This is a genomic window from Rhizobium sp. LARHSG275, assembly GCF_052871115.1.
In genome coordinates this window covers 274,461-294,366 of record NZ_JBIXJN010000004.1, presented here as the reverse complement: position 1 = coordinate 294,366, position 19,906 = coordinate 274,461, and the positions used below count along the sequence as shown (strand labels likewise).

Here is a 19,906-nt window from a genome sequence, read left to right as displayed (position 1 = left end):
TAGTCTTTAGATCATTACTACCAGGGGCGGCTCTACCGCATAATGGCGTTGGCCTCGTCGGCAAAGATAGACCTCGCGTTCCGGATGGGCGTCAATTCGAAAGCCGGCGCTGCGCAGCATTGCCTCGGCCGCCGCCTGGTTGGGGATGAACCAGTTTGTCGGATCGGATGCATAGCGTTCTTCGACAAAGAAAAGCTTCGGATATTCAGGCTGGTCGAAGATGTTCCATTCTGAAAAGTCGTAATCTTCCCTAAGGTCGGGAATGCGCTCGTCGCCGCGCTGGAGGCATTGGAACAGCATCATGTCGCCGACGGCGTGCTCATAAAGAAGATCCAGCGCCAGCAGCGGATGTCGCAGGTGATAGAGCACACCCATGAAGATTACCAGATCGAATTTCTCGCCTAGTCGGGCGACGTCATAGACCGACATCTGCCGGAATTCGATTTCCGCTTGCAATTGTTCCGCCGCGAAGCGGGCCTGCGCCAGGTAGCGCGGGTCGGGATCGATGCCGACGACACGGGCGGCGTTGCGGCGTTTCATCTCGAGGGAATAGAAGCCGGCGTTGCAGCCGACATCGAGCACGGTGAAGCCGCTGAGATCGGCCGGCAGCACATGCTGGAACCCTTTCCATTTGAAGGTGGGATAATCTCCGAGGAAATGATCGGCCGCTGTCATGTGGCTGCCGATGTTCAAATTCTGAAACCACGGCCCGAGTTCCTGAATCCGCTTTTGCAGCTCCTGATCTCTCGTCGGCTGTGCTGCATCCATCTCGGCTCTCCTTTGTCATTTATCGCTCGCATGTCAGACGCCGATCGCGGTGCGTCCGGCTTTTGCACGACGCCGCCAAGTCGACCGCCGCGTGACCTGCGCGCCATCGAAGCCGCCGTCAGGACGGGCCGCGGCGATGAACCACTCGGCGGTCAGACGAAGACCTTCGGCAAGCGGAATCGTCGGATGCCAGTCGAGAAGTTCTTTTGCCCGTGAGATATCGGGCCGTCTGCGCTGAGGGTCGTCTTCCGGCAGCGGCTTGTGGACGACAACGGATGTCGACGGCACCATGGCCAACACCATATCGACCAGCTGGTTGATCGTGAATTCGCCGGGATTGCCGAGATTGACCGGGACGCCCGGATTGGGATCGACATCCATCAGCGCCATCAGGCCCGCGACGAGGTCGCTGACGAAGCAGAAGGAGCGCGTCTGGTCGCCGCTTCCATAGATCGTCAGCGGCGCGCCTGATATGGCCTGCACCAGCAGATTGGAGATGATCCGCCCGTCGCTCGGCTGCATACGCGGCCCATAGGTGTTGAAGATGCGGGCAACACGTGCGTCCACCTTGCCGGCCCGCAGCGTATCGAAGCAAAGCGCTTCCGCCGCCCGCTTGCCTTCGTCGTAGCAAGCGCGCGGGCCTATGCAGCTGACATTGCCGCGATAGTCCTCCGTCTGCGGATGCTCGACGGGATCGCCATAGACCTCGCTCGTCGACGCCTGCAGGAGCGAGGCATGATGCTGTTCGGCCAGCGAAAGCAAATTGCCGGTGCCCGCGACACAGGTCATCATCGTATGCACCGGGTCTGCCTGGTATTGTGGGGGCGATGCCGCACAGGCGAGGTTGTAGATCTGGTCCAAAGGCTCGTCGAGGCTATGGAGATGGCAGATGTCCTTTTCGACCAAACGAAACTTCGGATGGTTGATCAACGGCCGGACATTGTCCTCCGATCCGGTGATATAGCTGTCGACACAGATCACTCGGTCGCCGCGTGCCAGCAGCGCATCGCATAAATGCGAACCGACGAAACCGGCTCCTCCGGCGACCAGCACAGTCTTCACTCTTCCGTTTCGCGTCCTTTGCAGCATCATGCGTCTCCTAGGCTGAAATGGATTGAGGTTCGGGGGCGCTGTCGTTCACCCCTTCTTCTGGCAGTTCTCGCAGGGCGGCGGCGAGTTCACGAGCCCGCACCTCGCCGGTATGGCGCTGCATCACCGTCGCCGCGGCGGCCGAAGCCAGCGCACGACGCCCTGCGGCAGAGGTGGTTGTCAGGGCGTCGACGACATCCCCCGATCCTTTGGCGATGATGATTGCCTGACGGTCGGCAAAGAGCTCGTCCAGGCCGCGCCAGTCGTCGCTGATGATCGGCGTGCCGCAGGCAGCGGCCTCGAACAACCGCACGCTCGGCGACCAGCCCGCTGCGATCATGTCGCTTCGAGTGACGTTCAGCGTAAAACGCTGCCGGCTGTAGAAGCTCGGATGATCAGGGGGAGGCAGGTGCTCGATCCGCTCGACGTTTGGTGGCCAGTCGATATCCCCGGGATATTGAGGACCGGCAACCACGAAGCTTAGATGCGGCAGCTGCCGGGCAGGCTCGATCAGCAGCCGCTCCAGCGTTGGCTGCCGGTCGGGGCTATAGGTGCCGAGATAGCCGAAATCCCAGCGGAAGGCTTCGCCGGTCGATTTGTATCGGCTCGCATCGACGGAGCAGTAGAGAGCGATCGCTTTGCGCGCGCCGTATCTGCGTTCGAGCCTAGCCAACACGTCACCGCCGGAAAACGAGAAGTAGCCGTCGAAGGTCGCAAGCTGTCGGCGCGCCAGATACTCCTCGTCGCCACGGTCGAGTTTCGCCAGCGTGACCGGCGTATCGATGTCATAAAAGCAAAGGCGCCGCGGCTTCAGGGCGGCGATCCTGTCGATGACTGTCACGCCAGAGGGCACATAAGACCCGATGACGACCGCGTCCGCCGCCTTGATACGATCGGCATGTTTTTCGATCATCTCATCGATGTCGCTGTAGTGGACGAGCTGGCAGAAGTCAGGGTCGGGAAGATCTCGATGCGCTGCATACCAGGGCACATCGTGTTCCAGGAACAGCACCCGGTGCCCCTCAGCGCGCAAGCCGCCGATGAGGGCGCGATAGGTCGTTGCGTGACCATTGCCCCAGGACGACGACAAGGAGAGGCCGAGGATGACGATATCAAGAGGACTGGTCATTCGGCAGCCTCCGCTCGCGTGGCGCGGGCGCGGAAGATGGCATCGGCGGTCTCGGCGCGATTGCTATAGGTATGTTCGGCAAGCACGCGTCTCAGCGCCCGCTGTCCGATCGCCTTGGCCTGCGGCCATGTCAGGCCGGTCAGAAGATCGGTGACATCCTTGCCGTCCCGCGCCACCAGGATTTCGTCACCGGGCTTGAGAAACAGGTCTATGCCCTGCCAGTAGTCGGTGATCAGGCAGGCGCCGGCGCCGGCGGCTTCGAAAACGCGGGTTGCCGGCGAAAAGCCGTTTTCGGCCATGCTGGCGCGGGAAATATTGAGCACGGCTTTCGGCGTCGCATTGAAAGCATTGTGGTCACGGGTCGGGACATGCCCAATGTGAACGGTATTCGAAGACATGGATTTGTCGCTCCAGCCGGACCCGCCGAGCAGGAAATTTTGCTGTGGCAAGCGGGCAGCCGGCTCGAGGAAAAATTGCTCGACCCGCGCTTCGCGGTCAGGCAGACGGTTTCCGAGAAAAGCAAGATCCGCGGTGAACCGCGCCTCCTCCTGCACCGGATAATGGGTTTGAGGATCGAGCGCGTTATAGATCGGCACACAGTCGGCTGCCCCGAGGCTGCGATAGGCGTCCACCACGGGGTTGCCGCCGCCATAGGTGAGGACGAGGTCGATCCGGCCCAGGGATTTGCGAAGCGGGTGCTCGGGACTCTGCCGCAGCTCTGAGAGCGTTGCCGGCGCATCCACATCCCAAAAGATTTTCAGAGCCCCTTGTCTGGCATGGCGAAGGACTTCCTGCAGCAGGAGATCGTCCTCGAAACCGACGCCGCTGGCCTTGACGACGATATCGGCCTCGACCGCAGCCGCCGTCACCTCCTTCAGCGCCTCGACGGTGCCTTGGTAGACGACGACCTTGCACCATTCGGGCGGATCGATATCACGGTTTTTCTGCCGCTCGTAGACGTCGGGCTCGTAGAAGCTGATGTCGTAGCCCTTCTGCGCCAGAGCGCGCAGCAGGCCGCGATAGTAAGTGGCGGCACCGTTCCAGTAGGCGGAAACCAGGCTTGATCCGTAAAAGGCGATTTTCATTCGGCAGCCTCCTTGGCTGGCAGCTGGCCGACGACGCCCGCCGTGCCGCATTGTTCCAGAATGGAGAAGAGTTCATCGACGCGATGCCGGCAGGTGTGCCGCGCCCGGATCGTCTCGAGACCGGATGTGACCAGCGCAGCCGCGAGAGCATCGTCCGCCAGCACCTCACGCAACCGGTGCATCATCTCCCGGCCATTCTCGGCGACGAGATAATCTCTGCCCGGCCTGAAAAGCGCCTCGGCATCTTGCCAGGGTGCTGAGATCAGCGGGATGCCGCAGGCCAGCGCTTCGAAGACACGGATCGTCGGAATGCCGGGGAGGTTTTCGACATAGGGGCGCCGCGGAATATGCACGGTCGCTTTGTGGCCGGCGAAAGCGAGCGGCGCCTCTGCATTGGCGATCCAGCCGCCATAGTCGATGCCTGCATCCTCAAGAGCGTCAAACGCCTGTTTGGGATAGCGCACCCCGCGAACGGTCGTCTTCAACCCGAGCTCACGCGCGGGGCGGACGAGGAATTCCATCAGCTCGGCGGAGCGCTCGTCATCGCCCCAATTGCCGATCCAGATGAGATCGCCTGTCTTTTCGATCTCCGGCCTCGGATAAAACAGCGCGTCGTCAGCCGCCTCATGCCAGGTGAAGACCGATCTGCCCCAACCGGCCTGCAGATAGCGCTGCCGCAGCGTCTCGCCGAAGGCGAGCACGCCGTCATAATCCTCAAGCGTCAGTCCGGCGATGTCGCTCTTTGCCGACACGGCGCGGTGATGTGTGTCGTGGAACAACAGGGTGAAATCGGCGCCGCTGCGCCGGGCTTGGCCGATCCGTTCCACCAGAGCCGGCTCCGTCCATTCATGGACGACTACGACGTCCGCCTCGGCGATCGCCGCCTCGTGATCGAAATGCGGTCCGTACATTTGCGAACGAAGCTGCGGGAACGTCTCGTGAAATTTCTCGACCGCCCTCGGCCCTTGATCGCTGAGCAGGTTGCTCCGGCTCCAGGATTCCTCGGGTTCGAGCGCTAGCGCCTGGTGATCGCGGCGTGTCAGCTCCCGCATGATGCCGCGCAGGAAGTGAGCGTTGCCGTGGTTCCAATCCGAAACAAGCGAATGGGTGTAAAACAGGAATTTCATGATTGCTCCGCCGTTGCCGGGGTGAAAATGTCGTTCATCAGTCGCGCGTATGTTTCGAGCATCGATGCCGCCTGGCGTTCCAAACTGAAGGCTCGCGAGCGCTCCAGCGATCGCACCACGAGTTCGGCGAGCAATTGCTCGTCTTCGCAGAGGCGCATGCACGCTGCTGCAAGGGACTGAGGATCATGCGGATCGAAGAACAGCGCGCACCCATCCCACAGCTCGCGATAGGTTGGGATATCAGACAGCACCAGAGCCGCGCCGCATCGCGCCGCCTCGAGAGCGGTCAGGCCGAAGGGCTCGTAAACGGACGGCGATACGACAATTTGCGCGCTCTGCATCAAGGCGATGGTCTTCGGATAGGGGAGCGGCCCACGATCGTCGGCGTCATTGAGCTGCAATCGCTGCCCATTGGCACCTGAGCAAGAGCCTGCCATGACGACGGGCAAGGGCATTGCTGCTGCCGCCCTGTCGAGGACGACCCCGTTCTTGCCGTCATCCCACCAGCGCCCGGCCGCGAAGACGAAAGTCTTCTTTGGACGCTGGTCGGATCCGACGCGGCTCGCATTGTAGATCACCCTCAGCCGCGAGAGCGGACCATAGGCGGCTTGCAGTGCATCCGCATGGCTCATGCTTGGCGCAAGGACGGCATCGGCGCGGTCGAAACCTTCTTTGTTTGCATCGCGCTGCCATCCCCAATCCGGCGGCACCAGCGTCCGGCGCACCGCGGCAAACCAGGTGACGACGCAGGAATGGGACACGACGACTACGGGCAGCGGCGTGTCGATCCCGGCGGCCTGGGACGGCAGGTTGAGATGCAGCAGATCGACGTGATAATCCCTGGCGATGCGGGAGATTTCGGTAGGCGCGGCTGATATTTCGGTCCTGCTCGACGCCATCCAGTCGAGAGGGGCATCGAGCCATACCAGCTGTCCCAGCGCTTTCGCCTCTGCGGTCTGCGTTACCGACGGTGCGGGGCCGAGACCGGCAAAGACGATTTCCATCCCCTGGCGCCGAAGCCCGGCGGCGAGATCCATCGCATAGCGCCAGACGCCGCCAACCGCATCCAGGGTCATCAAAATCCGGACTCGTCGACGGATCATGCGGAGGCCCTCCGATCGCGGCGCAGGAGCGGTCGGCCGCCGAAACGATTTTCGACAAGCCACTCCGCGAGGTGCTGCAGTCCGCTTTCCCAGCCGACACGCGCACTCCAGCCGAGAGTCTGTTGCAGCTTGCGGGTGTCGGCGACGAAGAAATACTGATCGCCTGATCGCCAGTCGTCGAAGGAGGTTTCGACCGGGTGCCCAATCAGCCTGCCGATCGCGCGCAGGACTGCAAGCACGCTGACGGCATTCGCCGGACCGCCGCCCAGATTGAAGACGCGGCCTTTGATCCCGTCAATGCCATCGAGAACGCCGCGATAGGCGGCAATCGCATCCGCGACGTGAAGAATATCGCGAACCTGCTTGCCGTCGCCGTAAATTGAGACCGGTTCGCCGGCGAGCGCCCGGATCAGGAAATGCGCCACCCAACCCTGGTCCTCGGTGCCGAATTGGCGCGGGCCGTAGATGCAGCTCATGCGCAGCACGGCCGTCGGGATGGAGAAGGATTTCGCATAGTCCAGCACATATTGGTCGGCCACGCCTTTCGAGCAGCCATAGGGGGTGCAGAAATCAAGCGGCCTGTCTTCGCCGATCCCGTATGATCGGACGGTCTCATCGACCGGCATGTAGCGGTCCTCGGCCTCCCGCATGGCAAGGTCGTCGAGCCCGCCATACACTTTGTTGGTGCTGGCAAAGATCACCGGAGCCTGGCGACCGGCCTTTCGCACCGATTCCAGCACATTGATCGTGCCGCGCGCATTGGCCTCGAAGTCATTGATCGGGTGAATGAGGCTGGTGGTGACCGCGGTCTGGGCGGCGAAATGAAAGACTGCTTTGGCGTCGGCGAAGGCTGCCTCGATGCTTCTGGCGTCGCGCACGTCGGCAAGCACCGGATGTAGCCTTGACCCATGCCTCTCGGTCAGCCAGCCGAGGTTTTGGTCGACGCCGGGCCGCCCGAGATTGTCGAGCACGACGACATCTTCGCCGTCCTGGAGGTAGCTGTCGGCGAGGTTCGAGCCGATGAAGCCGCAGCCTCCGGTGATGACGATCGGGGCGGCTCCCTTGTCGAGGTTGGGCGTGGCGAGCCGCGCGACCTGCTCGAGCCGATCGACGCCGCCTTCCATCAGCAAACGCGCGAGCAGCTTCGGCTGATTCTCGTGGGTGACGGCACCAAGATGATAGTGCCGCGGATCGAACCACAGGCCCTCCTGCACCGGCACGTCCGGCGGCACATCGCGCCAGGAATACCAATACATCCGGTCGGCCGGCACGCTCAGAGCCCTCACGAAACGCCGTGCCTGCTCCATCTCGTCGTTGCGCCAGGTCGAATAACCGGTTTCGGTAATCCAGATCTCGGCCTTGTCATTAAAGCGGTCGATAATGTTTCGCATCTCGCCGAGATGCATGTCCCAGCCGCCCCAGGTGCCTTCCTCGCTGTCCCACGTGCCGGGAAAACCGTGGAAGCCGACGGCATCGACGACGCCGAGCACACCGCGCTCGCCCATCAGGTTAAGCCAATAGGGGTCGAAGGGGCATGGCCCGCCGAGCACCGGCTGCCAGCCGCGATGTTTGGCCCAATAGGCGGCGGCGCCGACCATCTCGCAAAACAGCAGGAAGTCCTTGTCCTCGCGCCAATCCCAGTCGAGCAGGTTGTTGGGCTCGTTCCACAATTCGATATGACTGAAATGGTGACCGTATCGGGTGAGCACGTGGTCGACGAAGTCGGCATAGGATTTGAGATCGGCCGGTGCGCCGGAGGACCTTCCGGTCCGCGACAAGGACGGCGGCGTGTAGTGAAGGCAGGGCAGGAGATCGATCTCGCGGCCAAGCTTCGGGATCAGCCAGTCAAACCATGCTTCGCCACCCGGAGCGAGGTATTCGGCCCATGACAGATGGGTGCGCAAGTAGCTGGCGCCGCTGATGCGGACGTCTGCGATCGTCTGCGACGTCCGCTCGTATTCGCCCGGGCGGAACCATTCGACGAAGCCATAGGATCTTGAGGACGTGCCGGTCGCGGCGGACAATGCGGCTATGGTCATGATACCAGCCCCCTTTCCTCCAGCTGCCGCTTCATTTCCGCGCCGCGATCGATCGCTCCGGTCTGTTTCACCCAATCGACGAAAGGTCCGAGCGCGTTTTCCAGCATGAAGCGCGGCTCAAAGCCGAGCAGTTCACGCGCCTTTGCAATGTCGGCAAAGCAGTTGCGGATATCACCGGACCTTGCCTTGTTCATGATTTCGGGCAGGATCTCCGGCACGCCCATCGCATCGGCGAGAAGCGTTGCGACTTCCGCGATCGTATAGGCCTGACCGCTGCCGATATTGATCACATGTCCCGGCGCATTGGGTTTTTCGAGCGCCAGGCGGAAAGCGCGCGCGACGTCGCGCACATGCACGAAATCTCGCCGCTGCTCGCCATCCTCAAAGATCATCGGCGGCTGACCATTGGCGAGCCTTGAAGCGAAGTTCGCCAACACTCCGGTATAGGGATTGGACAAGGCCTGGCCGGCGCCGAACACGTTGAAGAGACGGAGCGCCACCGCCTCGAGGCCATAGGCTTCGCCAAAGATCAGGACCTGTTTTTCCTGCGCATACTTGGTCAGCGCATAAATCGAGGAGAGATCCACCGGCTTTTCTTCATCCGTCGCAACCGGCCTCAGGACTTTGCCGTCAGCGCCGCGCGGATTCCATTGACCGGCCTTGATCTCGTCGCTGCGCCGCCTGACCAGGTCGAGCTGCGCACCGTCGGCGGTTTCATAGCGGCCCTCGCCATAGACGCTCATAGACGAGGCGACGACAACGCGTTTGGGTCGGCGGCCGATCATCGCCTCCAGAAGAACCGCGGTGCCAAGATCATTGCCCCCGACATATCGAGCGATCTCGTACATTGACTGTCCGACACCGACCTCCGCAGCGAGGTGGATGACGCCATCGGCACCCAACAGAGCCCGTTCGACCGCAGTCTTGTCTCTGACGTCGCCGCGGATGATTTCGGCAGCCTCCGGCAGCGACGTTTCAGCATCGCCGTGAACCTGATCGATCAATGCATCGAGAACCCGTACCTCATACCTATTGTCGAGAAGCTCCTCGACAACATGTCTTCCGATGAAGCCGCAGCCGCCAGTTACAAGGATCATCGTCATCTGATTTCCGTCCGCTCAAGTTGAAGATGACCTGCCGAACCAACCGAGGCGAAGATTGTTCCTGCATCAATGTCATCTTCTTTGACATGTTCTTTGACATCGTCCGGAACAACTGGCGGCGTCGCTGGTTCGGCGGCCAATCTATAAGCGAAATAACGTCTCGAAGATTGAGAAGCGGCGACCTGGTGAGAGGTCGATGGTCGGAATCGGAGCCACACTGCGGCAACGACGTCTGCCAACACCAAGCCGGCCAATTAGATGAAGGAGCAACTCATGAACATGTTGCCAAGGGCGACCGAGGGAGCGATCCGGGCGGCAATCATCACCGGCCCCGGACAAATATCGGTCGAAGAGAGGCCTCTTCCCCAGCCAGGGCCGGGCCAGGTCAGGATCAGGATCGAAGGGTCGGGCGTGTGCGCTTCCAATCTTGCGCCCTGGGCAGGGCCAGAATGGATGACCTTTCCGACGGAGCCGGGTGGTCTCGGTCACGAGGGATGGGGCAGGATCGATGCGCTTGGGGAAGGGGTGTCTGGCCTCAGCCTGGGAGACCGCGTCGCTGCACTCTCATATCATGCCTACGCAACCCACGATATCGCGGATGCCGACATGGTCGTGCCGCTGCTGCCGGCGCTCGACGGCCAACCCTTTCCGGGCGAACCGCTCGGCTGCGCGATGAACATATTCCGGCGCAGCCGCATCGAGCCGGGCCAGACCGTCGCCATTATCGGGATCGGATTTCTCGGCGCCTTGCTGACGCAGCTTGCCAGCGGCGCCGGTGCGCGCGTCATCGCCATCTCGCGCCGTCCGTTTTCCCTCGAGACCGCCAAGCGCATGGGCGCCGCCGAAGTACTGGCGATGGACGACCACTGGCGGATCATCGAAGCTGTGAGAGTGTTGACCAACGGTGCTTTCTGCGACCGCGTCATAGAGGCGGTCGGCAAACAGTGGCCGCTCGATCTCGCCGGCGAACTGACCGCGGAGCGCGGCCGGCTGGTTGTGGCCGGATACCATCAGGACGGTCCGAGGCAGGTCAATATGCAGCTCTGGAACTGGCGTGGCCTCGACGTCATCAATGCTCATGAACGCGATCCAAGGATTTATATCAGCGGCATGCGCCAGGCGATCGAAGCGGTCGTTTCCGGCAGGCTCGATCCATCATCGCTCTATACCCATGTTTATCCGCTCGAGAGCCTGGGCGAGGCGCTCGACGCCACTCGGGACAGGCCGGATGGTTTCCTCAAGGCGATGGTGACGTGCTGATGAACAGGTTGGTAGAGCGCTCTCTGCAGATGCGGGTCAAGCCTGTCAGACTCGGCTTCCTCGGTGTCGGCTGGATCGGCAGAAATAGAATGGAAGCAATCCTCCGCACGCAGATGGCCAAAGCTGTTGCCATCGCCGATCCCTCCGAAGACATGCGGAAAGAAGCCCTGCGCCTTGCGCCGGATGCGGAAATCGTCGGCGATCTCGATGCGCTCCTGTCGCTCGACCTCGACGGCGTCGTCATCGCCACTCCGAGCGCCCTGCACGCCGGGCAGTCGATCCGGGCGCTACAGGCTGGGGTTGCAGTATTCTGTCAGAAGCCACTCGGCCGATCTGGCGCCGAAGCGGCAGCGGTCGTGGCCGCCGCCAGATCAGCCGACAGTCTGTTGAGCGTCGATTTCTCCTATCGTTACACGCAAGGCATGCAGCGCATCCGCGATTTGATCAGATCAGGCGAGCTTGGCAAGGTCTTCGCCGCCGATCTGGTCTTCCACAATGCCTACGGTCCCGACAAATCCTGGTTTTATGACAAGTCACTGTCGGGCGGAGGATGCGTGATCGACCTCGGCGTCCACCTCATCGACATGGCGCTCTGGTGCCTCGACTTTCCCGAGGTGGTCGACACCACGAGTACCCTGATGAAAGGCGGCGAGCCAATCAGCGCAACGGGGGATGTCGAAGATTACGCTGTTGCCACCCTGACGTTGGCGACTGGCGCGGTCATCCGCCTCGCCTGCTCCTGGCGGCTGCAGGCAGGATGCGATGCGGTCATCGGCGCCGACTTCTTCGGAACATCAGGGGGTGCATCCTTCAGGAATGTCGGCGGGTCGTTCTATGACTTTGCGGCCTATCGCTTCCGCGGCACATCGACCGAAGAAATTGTCCGGCCTCCCGACGATTGGGGCGGCCGGGCGGCAGCGGACTGGGCCGCCCGGCTCGCCGGTGGTCAGGCTTACGATCCGTGCTGCGAACGACTTGTCGAGGTCGCGGAAATCATCGACGACATCTATCGGCACGGATGAAGGGGCGAGGTCGGCCCGGCCGGATGAAATTGTTTGCAGTCATCGGTGAATCGGCTGGAACCACCGAGCCTCTTTCCGGTTTTGACGGTCGCAAATCATCTGCGGGATGAACATGGCCCCTCGACCAGCAGGAAAGACATCAAAGCCGCGGGGAGCCTCGAGTGATATGCTCGCCCGCAGCAAAATTCCTGCCTGGATCGCCAAGGCGCTTTTTTCCAGCGGCATCAAGCGCGTCAGTAAATTGTCCTCCATGACCGACGACGAACTCCTGGCGCTTCCCGGCATAGGTAAGCGGGCCGTGGAACTCATCCGGTCGTCTCTGAACAGCTGTGAAAGCGGCGGGAGCGGGAAGCCAAGCCATCGGGAACCGCCGGTTCACCGGTGAAATGAGCAGCACTGCTAACGCGCGGAACTCTCTGCTTTCAAGGAGGTTTGGATTTCCAACATGGAAGATTCAATGTCGGCGCCGAGACCCGAGCAGAAGCAAAGCACGATATCGAGACGTCTCGACCGCAATATCGAGGCTCTGCTGAAGCGGCGAGAGGAGGAGGCGCGACAAGCGAGCCGGCAGGAGCGGGTGGCCGATGCCATTACCCGTTTCGCGGGATCGATGAAGTTCGTCTACCTGCACCTGCTGGTCGTTACGCTCTGGGTCATCTTCAATATCGGCCTGCTTCCGCTCATGCCGCTCTTCGACCCGTCATTTGTCATTCTGGCGATGGCCGCTTCCGTCGAAGCCATTTTCATCTCGACATTCGTGCTGATCAGCCAAAATCGGATGGCGGAAGCTGACGACAAACGCGCCGATCTCAATTTGCAGATCTGTCTTCTGGCAGAGCATGAGGCGACGGAGTTGCTGACCCTGGTCTCAGCCATTGCCGAGAAGCTCGGCATCGAAATCGAGACGACAGAAGAGCTGGAGGAACTAAAGGAGCAGGTGAGGCCGGAAGAGGTGCTGGACGAAATCGAAGAGAAAATGCACCGGCGGGGGAGCACAAAACCGCCGCCAGCGTAAAAGGGCGCCAAGGCCTGCCTGACCATCGGTGCACTACCGCGTGATGGGCAGAATTCCGGGGGGGCCAACCGCATCTCTGCGACCGCGGAACAACGGGTCCTTTCGGGAGTTTGGCAGCAACATTGGCTGCAGTCGATTCGACCTTCCAGTGTCAAGACTGGATTTCCGACCGGCGGCTGCCCCGCCGGGCATCAGCAGCAGTTGCGAAGTAACTTTCGGGATAGTTCAAACCATGACGTCAAAACCCAGAAGAACACCGAAAATTGGATTTGACAGCGGGCCAGTGGGCGGATGGGGCTCGGCAAAATCGGTGGGAGAAATTCTTATCCGCGAACATATCCCCCTCTCGGGCCCAGCGCTCTTGGCGCATCAGAACAAGCCGGATGGATATATGTGCGTGAGCTGCGCCTGGGCCAAACCCGCCAAGACCCATCCGCTTGAATTTTGCGAGAACGGCGCCAAGGCGGCGACATGGGAGACGACAAACCAACGAGCAGATCGGACTTTTTTCGCAGCGCATACCCTGACCGAACTTGAAAGCTGGCGCGACCACGACCTGGAGGAACAGGGGCGCCTCACCCACCCGATGCGATGGGACCCGACAGCGGATAAATATGTTCCGGTTTCGTGGGCTGCCGCTTTCGAAGAGATCGGACGCGAATTGCGGGCGATTTCGCCGGAGAAGGTGGACTTCTATACCTCGGGCAGAGCTTCGCTCGAGACATGCTACATGTATCAGCTCTTCGCTCGCATCTTCGGCAGCAACAATCTGCCCGACTCCTCCAACATGTGTCACGAGAGTTCATCCGTCGCGCTGCCGGAAAGCATCGGCGCTTCCGTCGGCACGGCGGTTCTTTCCGATTTTCAAAATTGCGACTGCATATTCTATATTGGCCAGAATGTCGGAACGTCGTCGCCACGTCTGCTGCATGACCTTCAGGATGCGGTCAACCGTGGTGTGAAGATCGTAACTTTTAATCCGCTCAGAGAACCGGGGCTACTGCGCTTCATCAATCCGCAGGCGCCGAGCCAGATGCTGACTGGTAAGGAAACGCCGATTTCCAGCGAATATTATCAAGTCAGGAACGGTGGAGACGTCGCGGCCATCTTTGGTGTCTGCAAGGCTTTGATAGAGGCCGACGACGCCCTGCATAGCTCCGGTTTCAGCAGAGTCGCTGGATCCGATGCAGTGCCGGGCGATCCGGCCAATGCGGCAGCCGTTGCCTTTGCGGCCTCGATGCGGGCGGTCGATAGAAAGCACGTCCTGGATCATGATTTCATCACCGAACACACCTCCGGCTTCGAGGAGTTCGCCGCCGCCGCGCGGGGCTATCAGTGGCCGGAGTTGGAACGGGTATCGGGGTTGACCCGCGAGCAGATGACGCACGCGGCCCGTACCTATGCCGCTTCCGATGCGGTTCTTATGGTCTATGGGATGGGGCTGACACAGCATGTCATGGGCGTTCAAAATGTTCAGATGGTGGTTAATCTTGCCCTGTTGCGGGGCAATATTGGCAAACCCGGCGCCAATATCTGCGCCGTCAGAGGCCACTCCAATGTCCAGGGGCAGCGCACGGTCGGCATAACCGAAAAGCCGGATCTTGTGCCGCTGGACAAGCTGGCGGAACTTTATCATTTCGATCCGCCGCGCTGGAAGGGTCACACGACCGTCGATGTCTGCAAAGCCATTCTGGGCGGCGAAAGCCGGGCCTTCGTCGGCCTCGGCGGCAATTTCCTACGCGCAGCCCCTGAGACGGAGGCGATGGAAGCTGCATGGCAAAAGCTACGCCTGACCGTGCAGATTGCCACTAAGCTTAACCGAAGCCATGTCATCCATGGCGAGATCGCCTACCTTCTTCCGTGTCTTGGCCGGTTGGAGATCGATAAGCAGGCAAGCGGCCCGCAGGCGGTGTCGATGGAAAGTTCGGTGGCACATTTCCATGGCTCGCGGGGCAGGGCGACGCCTGCCAGCCCAGACCTGCTGTCCGAGCCGGCCATCATCGCCGGCATGGCGAAAGCGACGTTGCCGGAAAGCCCCGTGCCTTGGGATAGCTGGGTTGCGGACTATTCCGAGATTCGCGATGCCATCGAGCGGACATATCCGGAGACCTTCAAGGGATTCAACCGGCGGCTCTTCCAGCCCGGCGGTTTTCCGCGGCCGCTGCCGGCCAGGGAACGCCGCTGGGTGACTCCGAACGGCAAGGCGAATTTCATCACTCCGCAACGCCTGTTTCCGCAGTTCGAAAGCGTTGGCGACGAACAAGTTCTTCACCTTACGACCTTACGGTCAAACGATCAGTTCAACACGACGATTTATGGTTATAGCGACCGCTTCCGGGGCGTCGACGGTACGCGCCGCGTAGTTTTTGTGAACGCCGCCGATATTGCCCGGTTGGGTTTTGTCGCCGGAGACTTTGTCGATCTGTCGACGGCCATTGAGCCCGAGACTAGACGCATGATCTCCGGCTTCAGAATTGTCCCCTACGACATTCCGGTCGGATGTTGCGCAGCCTATTACCCTGAAGCCAATCCGCTCTTTCCACTCAGCCATCACGACGAGAAAGCCAAAACCCCATCTTACAAGCTGCTGCCCGTCCGCCTCAGTCGATGTGAAGCAGCGCCACTTGAATGAATGAGCTTGAAAACAGGATGATGTAGGGCCGGTCGGCCCAAAACCGAATTCTGTTTCAAGATATATCGCTGGAGCATGATGTCATCTCAAATCCGATCATGCGTTCGGGATCATGCTCTAGAGGATCATGCGATGCCGGAGAAGATTTTGAAGGGGAGCCTTGGCTGGTATTCGAGCATCTTAGTTTTAATCCTTGCCATCATCTTGGCCGCCGCTATCGGTTGGCTGCGGGAGCCGAGGCAGTACCGTATCGACCCGCCGGTAGCGGCGGCGCTGGACGGTATCCGGTTGATGGCAAACGGGATCAGCGGCGCGCCCCCGGAAATCTATTTTGCGCTCAACAAGCCTTATGAGGCGACTGGCTACGACCTCAGCCAGGGTAAGCGGCTCTACAGCTGGTTCGGTTGTGCGTCCTGTCACGGTGACGGCAGAGGCGGTGCTGGTCCGTCGCTCCTCGACGGATGGTGGCTCTATGGCCCTTCAATGGTGTCGATCGTCGCCTCTGTTCGCGACGGACGGCCGCACGGGATGCCGGCCTTCAAAGACAGGATGACGATCGATCAGATCTGGCAGCTCGCCGGCTATGTCAAAACGATCGGAGCCTATTCCGCCAACCCTGTCGCCCCCGGCCGCGACGACGATCGATATACGCGCCCGGCCGAAAACCGAGCGCCCGCCGCCAAGTTTTTCGAACAAGGTCCAATCCCGTTGCATCCTCAGCAGGGGCCATCACCGTGAAGCTCCGCTGTTTGCCGCTCGCGCTATTGATCATGCTTTCCGGGTGCAGCACTGCCCAGTCGGTACTCCACGCTCATGGTGAAGCGGCCATTGCGCTGAAGAACCTGATCATCTTCATTGCTTGGGTAGCTGCCATCATTTGGCTCGCCGTGGTGGGCTTTTTGACATTCGCGCTGGTGCCCCGCAGGAACCAGTCCGCGGGCCGGGATAATCGCTCGGAGCGGATGATGACGATCGCCGTTGCGACGGCCACTGCCGCCACTGCCCTCATCGTCGGCATCCTGACTGTAGCAAGTTTCTATACGACCCGCGCCTTGAACAGTGGTGGAGACGCCGATGTGACGGTCGTTGTTCGGGCCCATCAGTGGTGGTGGCAGTTCATTTATGCCGATCACGATCAAACGCAGATATTCCAGACGGCGAACGAGCTTCACATCCCCGTGGGTAAAACCATCCGCCTTCGACTTCAGGCGGTCGATGTCATTCATTCCTTCTGGGTGCCGAGCCTCGCAGGCAAGTTGGATCTTATCCCGGGACGGGAAAATATCCTGACCTTGCGGGCCGAAAAGCCCGGCGTCTATCGTGGTCAATGCGCCGAATTCTGCGGTCTTCAGCATGGCCATATGGCCTTCGTCGTCATCGCAGAAGACGATGCAGACTATCAGCATTGGTTGGCGGGGCAACGTCTCGATGCCGCAACGCCGACCGAAGCCGAGGCGATCGCCGGGCAAGCGGTTTTTCTGGCAAAACAGTGCGCCGCCTGTCACACGATCCGCGGAACGTCCGCATCGGGATCGACCGGACCCGACCTCACCCATGTCGCGGGGCGGCGCACTATCGCAGCCGGCCTGCTTGAGACCACCCGCGGCTCGTTCGCCGCCTGGATTGCCGATCCCCAGATCCTGAAACCCGGAAACAACATGCCGATGGTACCGTTGACGGCCGATGAGCTGCGGCAGCTTTCCACCTATATGGAAAGTCTCCGATGAAAAAGGATCAAGCCTCAGCGGTTCCGGCCGATACCGGGCTTGCCGATGCCGAGGTCGAGCGCCAGCTTACGACAATCTGGGGCTCGCGCCCGGGTTTCTGGGGTGCCGTCGCATCCGTCGATCACAAGGTCATCGCCCGACGCTACATCGTGACGGCCTTCATCTTCCTCATCCTCGGCGGATTGCTTGCGCTCGCCATGCGCCTGCAATTGGCGCAGCCGGAAGCCCGCTTCATCAGCCCCGACCGTTACAACCAGATTTTCACCATGCACGGGTCGAACATGATGTTCCTCTTCGCCGTCCCGGTGATGGAAGCCATCGGCGTTTACTTCGTGCCTCTCATGGTCGGCACCCGCAACATCGCGTTCCCGAGGCTGAACGCCTTTTCCTATTGGGTATTCCTCTTCGGGGGAGTCCTGCTCTGGCTGTCCTTCGCGCTCGACACCGCCCCCGATGTCGGCTGGTTTGCCTACGTGCCGCTATCGGGACCCGAATATAGTGCGGGCAAACGCGCCGATATCTGGGCGCAGATGATCACCTTCACCGAACTCTCGGCGCTCGCGGTCGCCGTTGAAATCGTGGTCACCGTCTTTAAGCAACGGGCACCGGGCATGTCGTTGGACCGGATCCCGGTGCTTGTCTGGGCGATGCTTGTCATGTCGTTCCTCGTCATCATGGCCATGCCGGCGATCATGTTCGCCAGTTCGACGCTGATCCTGGACCGCCTGGTCGGAACGCAGTTCTACAACCCGGCGGAAGGGGGCGATGCGCTGCTGTGGCAGCATCTGTTCTGGTTCTTCGGCCACCCCGAGGTCTACATCATCTTTCTGCCAGCCGTCGGAATGGTGTCGACCATCCTGCCGGCGTTCGTCGGGCGTCCGCTCTTTGGTTATCTCCCGCTGGTGATGGCGATGATCGCCACCGGCGTGCTGTCGTTCGGGCTCTGGGTGCATCATATGTTTACGGTCGGGCTGCCGCGGCTCGGAGAGAGCTTTTTCACTGCGTCCAGCATGGCGATTTCCATCCCGGCCGGTATCCAGATCTTCTGCTGGCTGGCGACGATGTGGGCGGGGCGACCGGTCTTTCGAACGCCGCTGCTGTTCGTGATCGGCTTCATCGCCACATTCGTAATCGGCGGTCTGACCGGAGTCATGGTGGCGTCGGTTCCTTTTGACACCCAAGTGCACGACACCTATTTCGTCGTCGCACATTTTCATTACGTGCTGATCGGCGGCGCTGTCTTTCCCTTGATAGCCGCCATTTACTACTGGTTTCCCAAGATGACCGGCAGGATGATGAGCGAACGGCTGGGCCGTTGGGCGTTCTGGTTGACCTTCATCGGTTTTCACCTGACGTTTTTTCCGATGCATCTTCTCGGCCTGCTGGGCATGCCGCGTCGCGTCTACACTTATCAGCCCGAGCTGCCCTGGGCCGGTCTGAACCTGTTCATCAGTCTGAGTGCGGTCCTGTTGGCACTGGGCTTCCTCGTTTTCTTCGTCGACGTCGTCCGCAGCTGGCGAAACGGCCTGCCCGCCGGCCCCAATCCCTGGAAGGCAACGACCCTGGAATGGGCGACATCTTCGCCGCCGCCCTCCTATAATTTTCGCCGCATTCCCGTCGTGGATGCGCGCGAAGCGCTTTCGCCGAACGATGGCGAGCTGGCGGTTGCAAGCGGGCTGAGAACGGATCGTCGGGAGCTTCTGGTGACGAGTGTGGTCGAAGCGCTGCCGGAAGCGCGCGAGTCGTCGCCACGTGACAGCGTCTGGCCGCTCTGGGCGGCGATCGCCACAGCGGTCATGTTGATCTGGTCGATGTTCTCGCCTTGGGCGGTCGTCTGGGGCTCCATTCCGATTGCTGTCACATTGATCGGATGGTTCTGGCCAAAGGGCAGCCCGGAGGATGAATCATGAAGGATCGGATTGTGCTCGACGTCTCGAAACTGTCCCTGCACGGGATGGGCACTGCGTCTCCGACGTGGTGGGCGACGGGAGCCTTCATGCTCATCGAAGGGTCGGGCTTCGGCCTGGCGATTGCCGTCTACTTCTACCTGATGAGCCTCGCACCGCAGTGGCCGATCGATGCGCCACCGCCAGACTTGCTGGCCGGTACGTGTCTGACAGGCCTGCTTCTTATCAGCGTCATCCCTAATATGATGGTATCGCGTTGGGCAAAGCATAAGAAACTGAGAAGGGTACAGCTCGGCCTCGTGGTGATGTCGCTCTTGGGCATTGCTCCGCTTGCTTTGCGCGTTTTCGAATTTCCGGCTCTTCATATCAGTTGGGATGACAACGCCTATGGCTCGATCGTCTGGACCCTGCTCGGACTGCATACGACGCATATCCTTACCGATCTGATCGACACGCTGGTGCTGACATGTCTGATGTTTTCCCGGCACGGCGACAACGCCCGTCGTTACGGCGACGTCCAGGACAACGCGCTTTATTGGAACTTTGTCGTCATTGCCTGGCTTCCGCTCTACCTCTGCATCTATTGGGTGCCTCGCCAATGAGTGTCGCTATCGCAAGAATTTCAGGATTGACACTGTCCCCGGCCGCCTGGGCCGTAAGCACCCAGCTCGGGCAGATGCTTCCCTCCGCAGATTGCGACACGGGAACCGGATGGATCATATTCGCAACTTTTCTGTCAGCTGCTCTGGCTATGGCAGGCGCGCTGATCTCATGGCGGAGCCATCTCTCCGCTGTCTCACGCAGCGCCAGCTTCATCAGCAATGTGGGTGTCTTGTTTGGGGCCGTCTTCGCCTTTGCTCTCATTCTACAGGGGGCGGCGACGCTGCTGCTGAATCCATG

The 19,906-nt window shown here is 60.9% G+C and carries 18 protein-coding genes; 9 read left to right on the top strand and 9 right to left on the bottom strand.

Annotated elements, in window-relative coordinates; all coding sequences use genetic code 11:
* Positions 1-6 precede the first annotated feature (6 nt).
* Genes ACIPSK_RS06980 through ACIPSK_RS06945 form a run of 8 tightly spaced genes read right to left on the bottom strand, consistent with a single transcriptional unit; the run spans position 7 to position 9,443 of the window.
* Positions 7-768, bottom strand: coding sequence for a TIGR04290 family methyltransferase (locus ACIPSK_RS06980; RefSeq protein WP_017967232.1), 762 nt, complete (start codon positions 766-768; stop codon positions 7-9).
* A 33-nt stretch (positions 769-801) separates the two neighbouring features.
* A complete protein-coding gene (locus tag ACIPSK_RS06975; RefSeq protein ID WP_170258603.1) occupies positions 802-1,857 on the bottom strand; it encodes a UDP-glucuronic acid decarboxylase family protein in 1,056 nt (351 codons plus the stop codon).
* Between the two features lie 10 nt (positions 1,858-1,867).
* Positions 1,868-2,986, bottom strand: coding sequence for a CgeB family protein (locus ACIPSK_RS06970; protein WP_017967234.1), 1,119 nt, complete (start codon positions 2,984-2,986; stop codon positions 1,868-1,870).
* Complete coding sequence (locus tag ACIPSK_RS06965; protein ID WP_017967235.1) at positions 2,983-4,071, bottom strand: CgeB family protein; 1,089 nt, start codon at positions 4,069-4,071, stop codon at positions 2,983-2,985. The genes ACIPSK_RS06970 and ACIPSK_RS06965 overlap by 4 nt, the downstream gene beginning before the upstream one ends.
* Positions 4,068-5,198 carry a CgeB family protein gene (locus ACIPSK_RS06960; protein WP_017967236.1) on the bottom strand — a complete coding sequence of 377 codons (1,131 nt, stop codon included), beginning with the start codon at positions 5,196-5,198 and terminating at the stop codon, positions 4,068-4,070. Before ACIPSK_RS06960 ends, ACIPSK_RS06965 begins: the two co-directional genes overlap by 4 nt.
* The gene (locus ACIPSK_RS06955) at positions 5,195-6,274 is read right to left on the bottom strand and encodes a glycosyltransferase family 4 protein (protein ID WP_017967237.1); all 1,080 of its coding nucleotides are present in this window, start codon (positions 6,272-6,274) and stop codon (positions 5,195-5,197) included. The genes ACIPSK_RS06960 and ACIPSK_RS06955 overlap by 4 nt, the downstream gene beginning before the upstream one ends.
* A gap of 23 nt (positions 6,275-6,297) precedes the next feature.
* Entirely contained in the window at positions 6,298-8,340 is a 2,043-nt protein-coding gene (locus ACIPSK_RS06950) for an NAD-dependent epimerase/dehydratase family protein (RefSeq protein ID WP_017967238.1), read from the bottom strand.
* Positions 8,337-9,443, bottom strand: coding sequence for an NAD-dependent epimerase/dehydratase family protein (locus ACIPSK_RS06945; RefSeq protein WP_017967239.1), 1,107 nt, complete (start codon positions 9,441-9,443; stop codon positions 8,337-8,339). Before ACIPSK_RS06945 ends, ACIPSK_RS06950 begins: the two co-directional genes overlap by 4 nt.
* Before the next feature lie 273 nt (positions 9,444-9,716).
* On the opposite strand from ACIPSK_RS06945, the gene ACIPSK_RS06940 reads away from it, so the two are divergent.
* Both ACIPSK_RS06940 and ACIPSK_RS06935 read left to right on the top strand, forming a co-directional pair.
* Positions 9,717-10,703, top strand: a complete 987-nt coding sequence (locus ACIPSK_RS06940) for an MDR/zinc-dependent alcohol dehydrogenase-like family protein (RefSeq protein WP_017967240.1) — start codon at positions 9,717-9,719, stop codon at positions 10,701-10,703.
* A complete protein-coding gene (locus tag ACIPSK_RS06935) occupies positions 10,703-11,725 on the top strand; it encodes a Gfo/Idh/MocA family protein (protein WP_050561860.1) in 1,023 nt (340 codons plus the stop codon). The genes ACIPSK_RS06940 and ACIPSK_RS06935 overlap by 1 nt, the downstream gene beginning before the upstream one ends.
* 39 nt (positions 11,726-11,764) lie before the next feature.
* On the opposite strand, the gene ACIPSK_RS06930 is transcribed toward ACIPSK_RS06935, so the two are convergent.
* Entirely contained in the window at positions 11,765-11,977 is a 213-nt protein-coding gene (locus ACIPSK_RS06930) for a hypothetical protein (protein ID WP_172643376.1), read from the bottom strand.
* On the opposite strand from ACIPSK_RS06930, the gene ACIPSK_RS06925 reads away from it, so the two are divergent.
* The 7 genes from ACIPSK_RS06925 to ACIPSK_RS06895 all read left to right on the top strand — a co-directional run bounded on the left by ACIPSK_RS06925 (position 11,892) and on the right by ACIPSK_RS06895 (position 19,608).
* On the top strand, positions 11,892-12,110 hold the full coding sequence (locus ACIPSK_RS06925; protein ID WP_017967242.1) for a helix-hairpin-helix domain-containing protein: 219 nt from the start codon (positions 11,892-11,894) through the stop codon (positions 12,108-12,110). The two genes, ACIPSK_RS06930 and ACIPSK_RS06925, sit on opposite strands and share 86 nt — an antisense overlap.
* Positions 12,111-12,182: 72 nt before the next feature.
* Complete coding sequence (locus tag ACIPSK_RS06920; RefSeq protein WP_017967243.1) at positions 12,183-12,740, top strand: DUF1003 domain-containing protein; 558 nt, start codon at positions 12,183-12,185, stop codon at positions 12,738-12,740.
* 232 nt (positions 12,741-12,972) lie between these two features.
* The gene (locus ACIPSK_RS06915) at positions 12,973-15,372 is read left to right on the top strand and encodes an FdhF/YdeP family oxidoreductase (protein WP_017967244.1); all 2,400 of its coding nucleotides are present in this window, start codon (positions 12,973-12,975) and stop codon (positions 15,370-15,372) included.
* A gap of 132 nt (positions 15,373-15,504) precedes the next feature.
* On the top strand, positions 15,505-16,110 hold the full coding sequence (locus ACIPSK_RS06910; protein WP_017967245.1) for a c-type cytochrome: 606 nt from the start codon (positions 15,505-15,507) through the stop codon (positions 16,108-16,110).
* A 32-nt stretch (positions 16,111-16,142) separates the two neighbouring features.
* Entirely contained in the window at positions 16,143-17,099 is a 957-nt protein-coding gene (gene coxB / locus ACIPSK_RS06905; RefSeq protein WP_172643378.1) for a cytochrome c oxidase subunit II, read from the top strand.
* A complete protein-coding gene (gene ctaD, locus ACIPSK_RS06900) occupies positions 17,096-19,009 on the top strand; it encodes a cytochrome c oxidase subunit I (protein ID WP_017967247.1) in 1,914 nt (637 codons plus the stop codon). Before coxB ends, ctaD begins: the two co-directional genes overlap by 4 nt.
* On the top strand, positions 19,006-19,608 hold the full coding sequence (locus ACIPSK_RS06895) for a cytochrome c oxidase subunit 3 (RefSeq protein WP_162115705.1): 603 nt from the start codon (positions 19,006-19,008) through the stop codon (positions 19,606-19,608). The genes ctaD and ACIPSK_RS06895 overlap by 4 nt, the downstream gene beginning before the upstream one ends.
* Positions 19,609-19,906 lie beyond the last annotated feature (298 nt).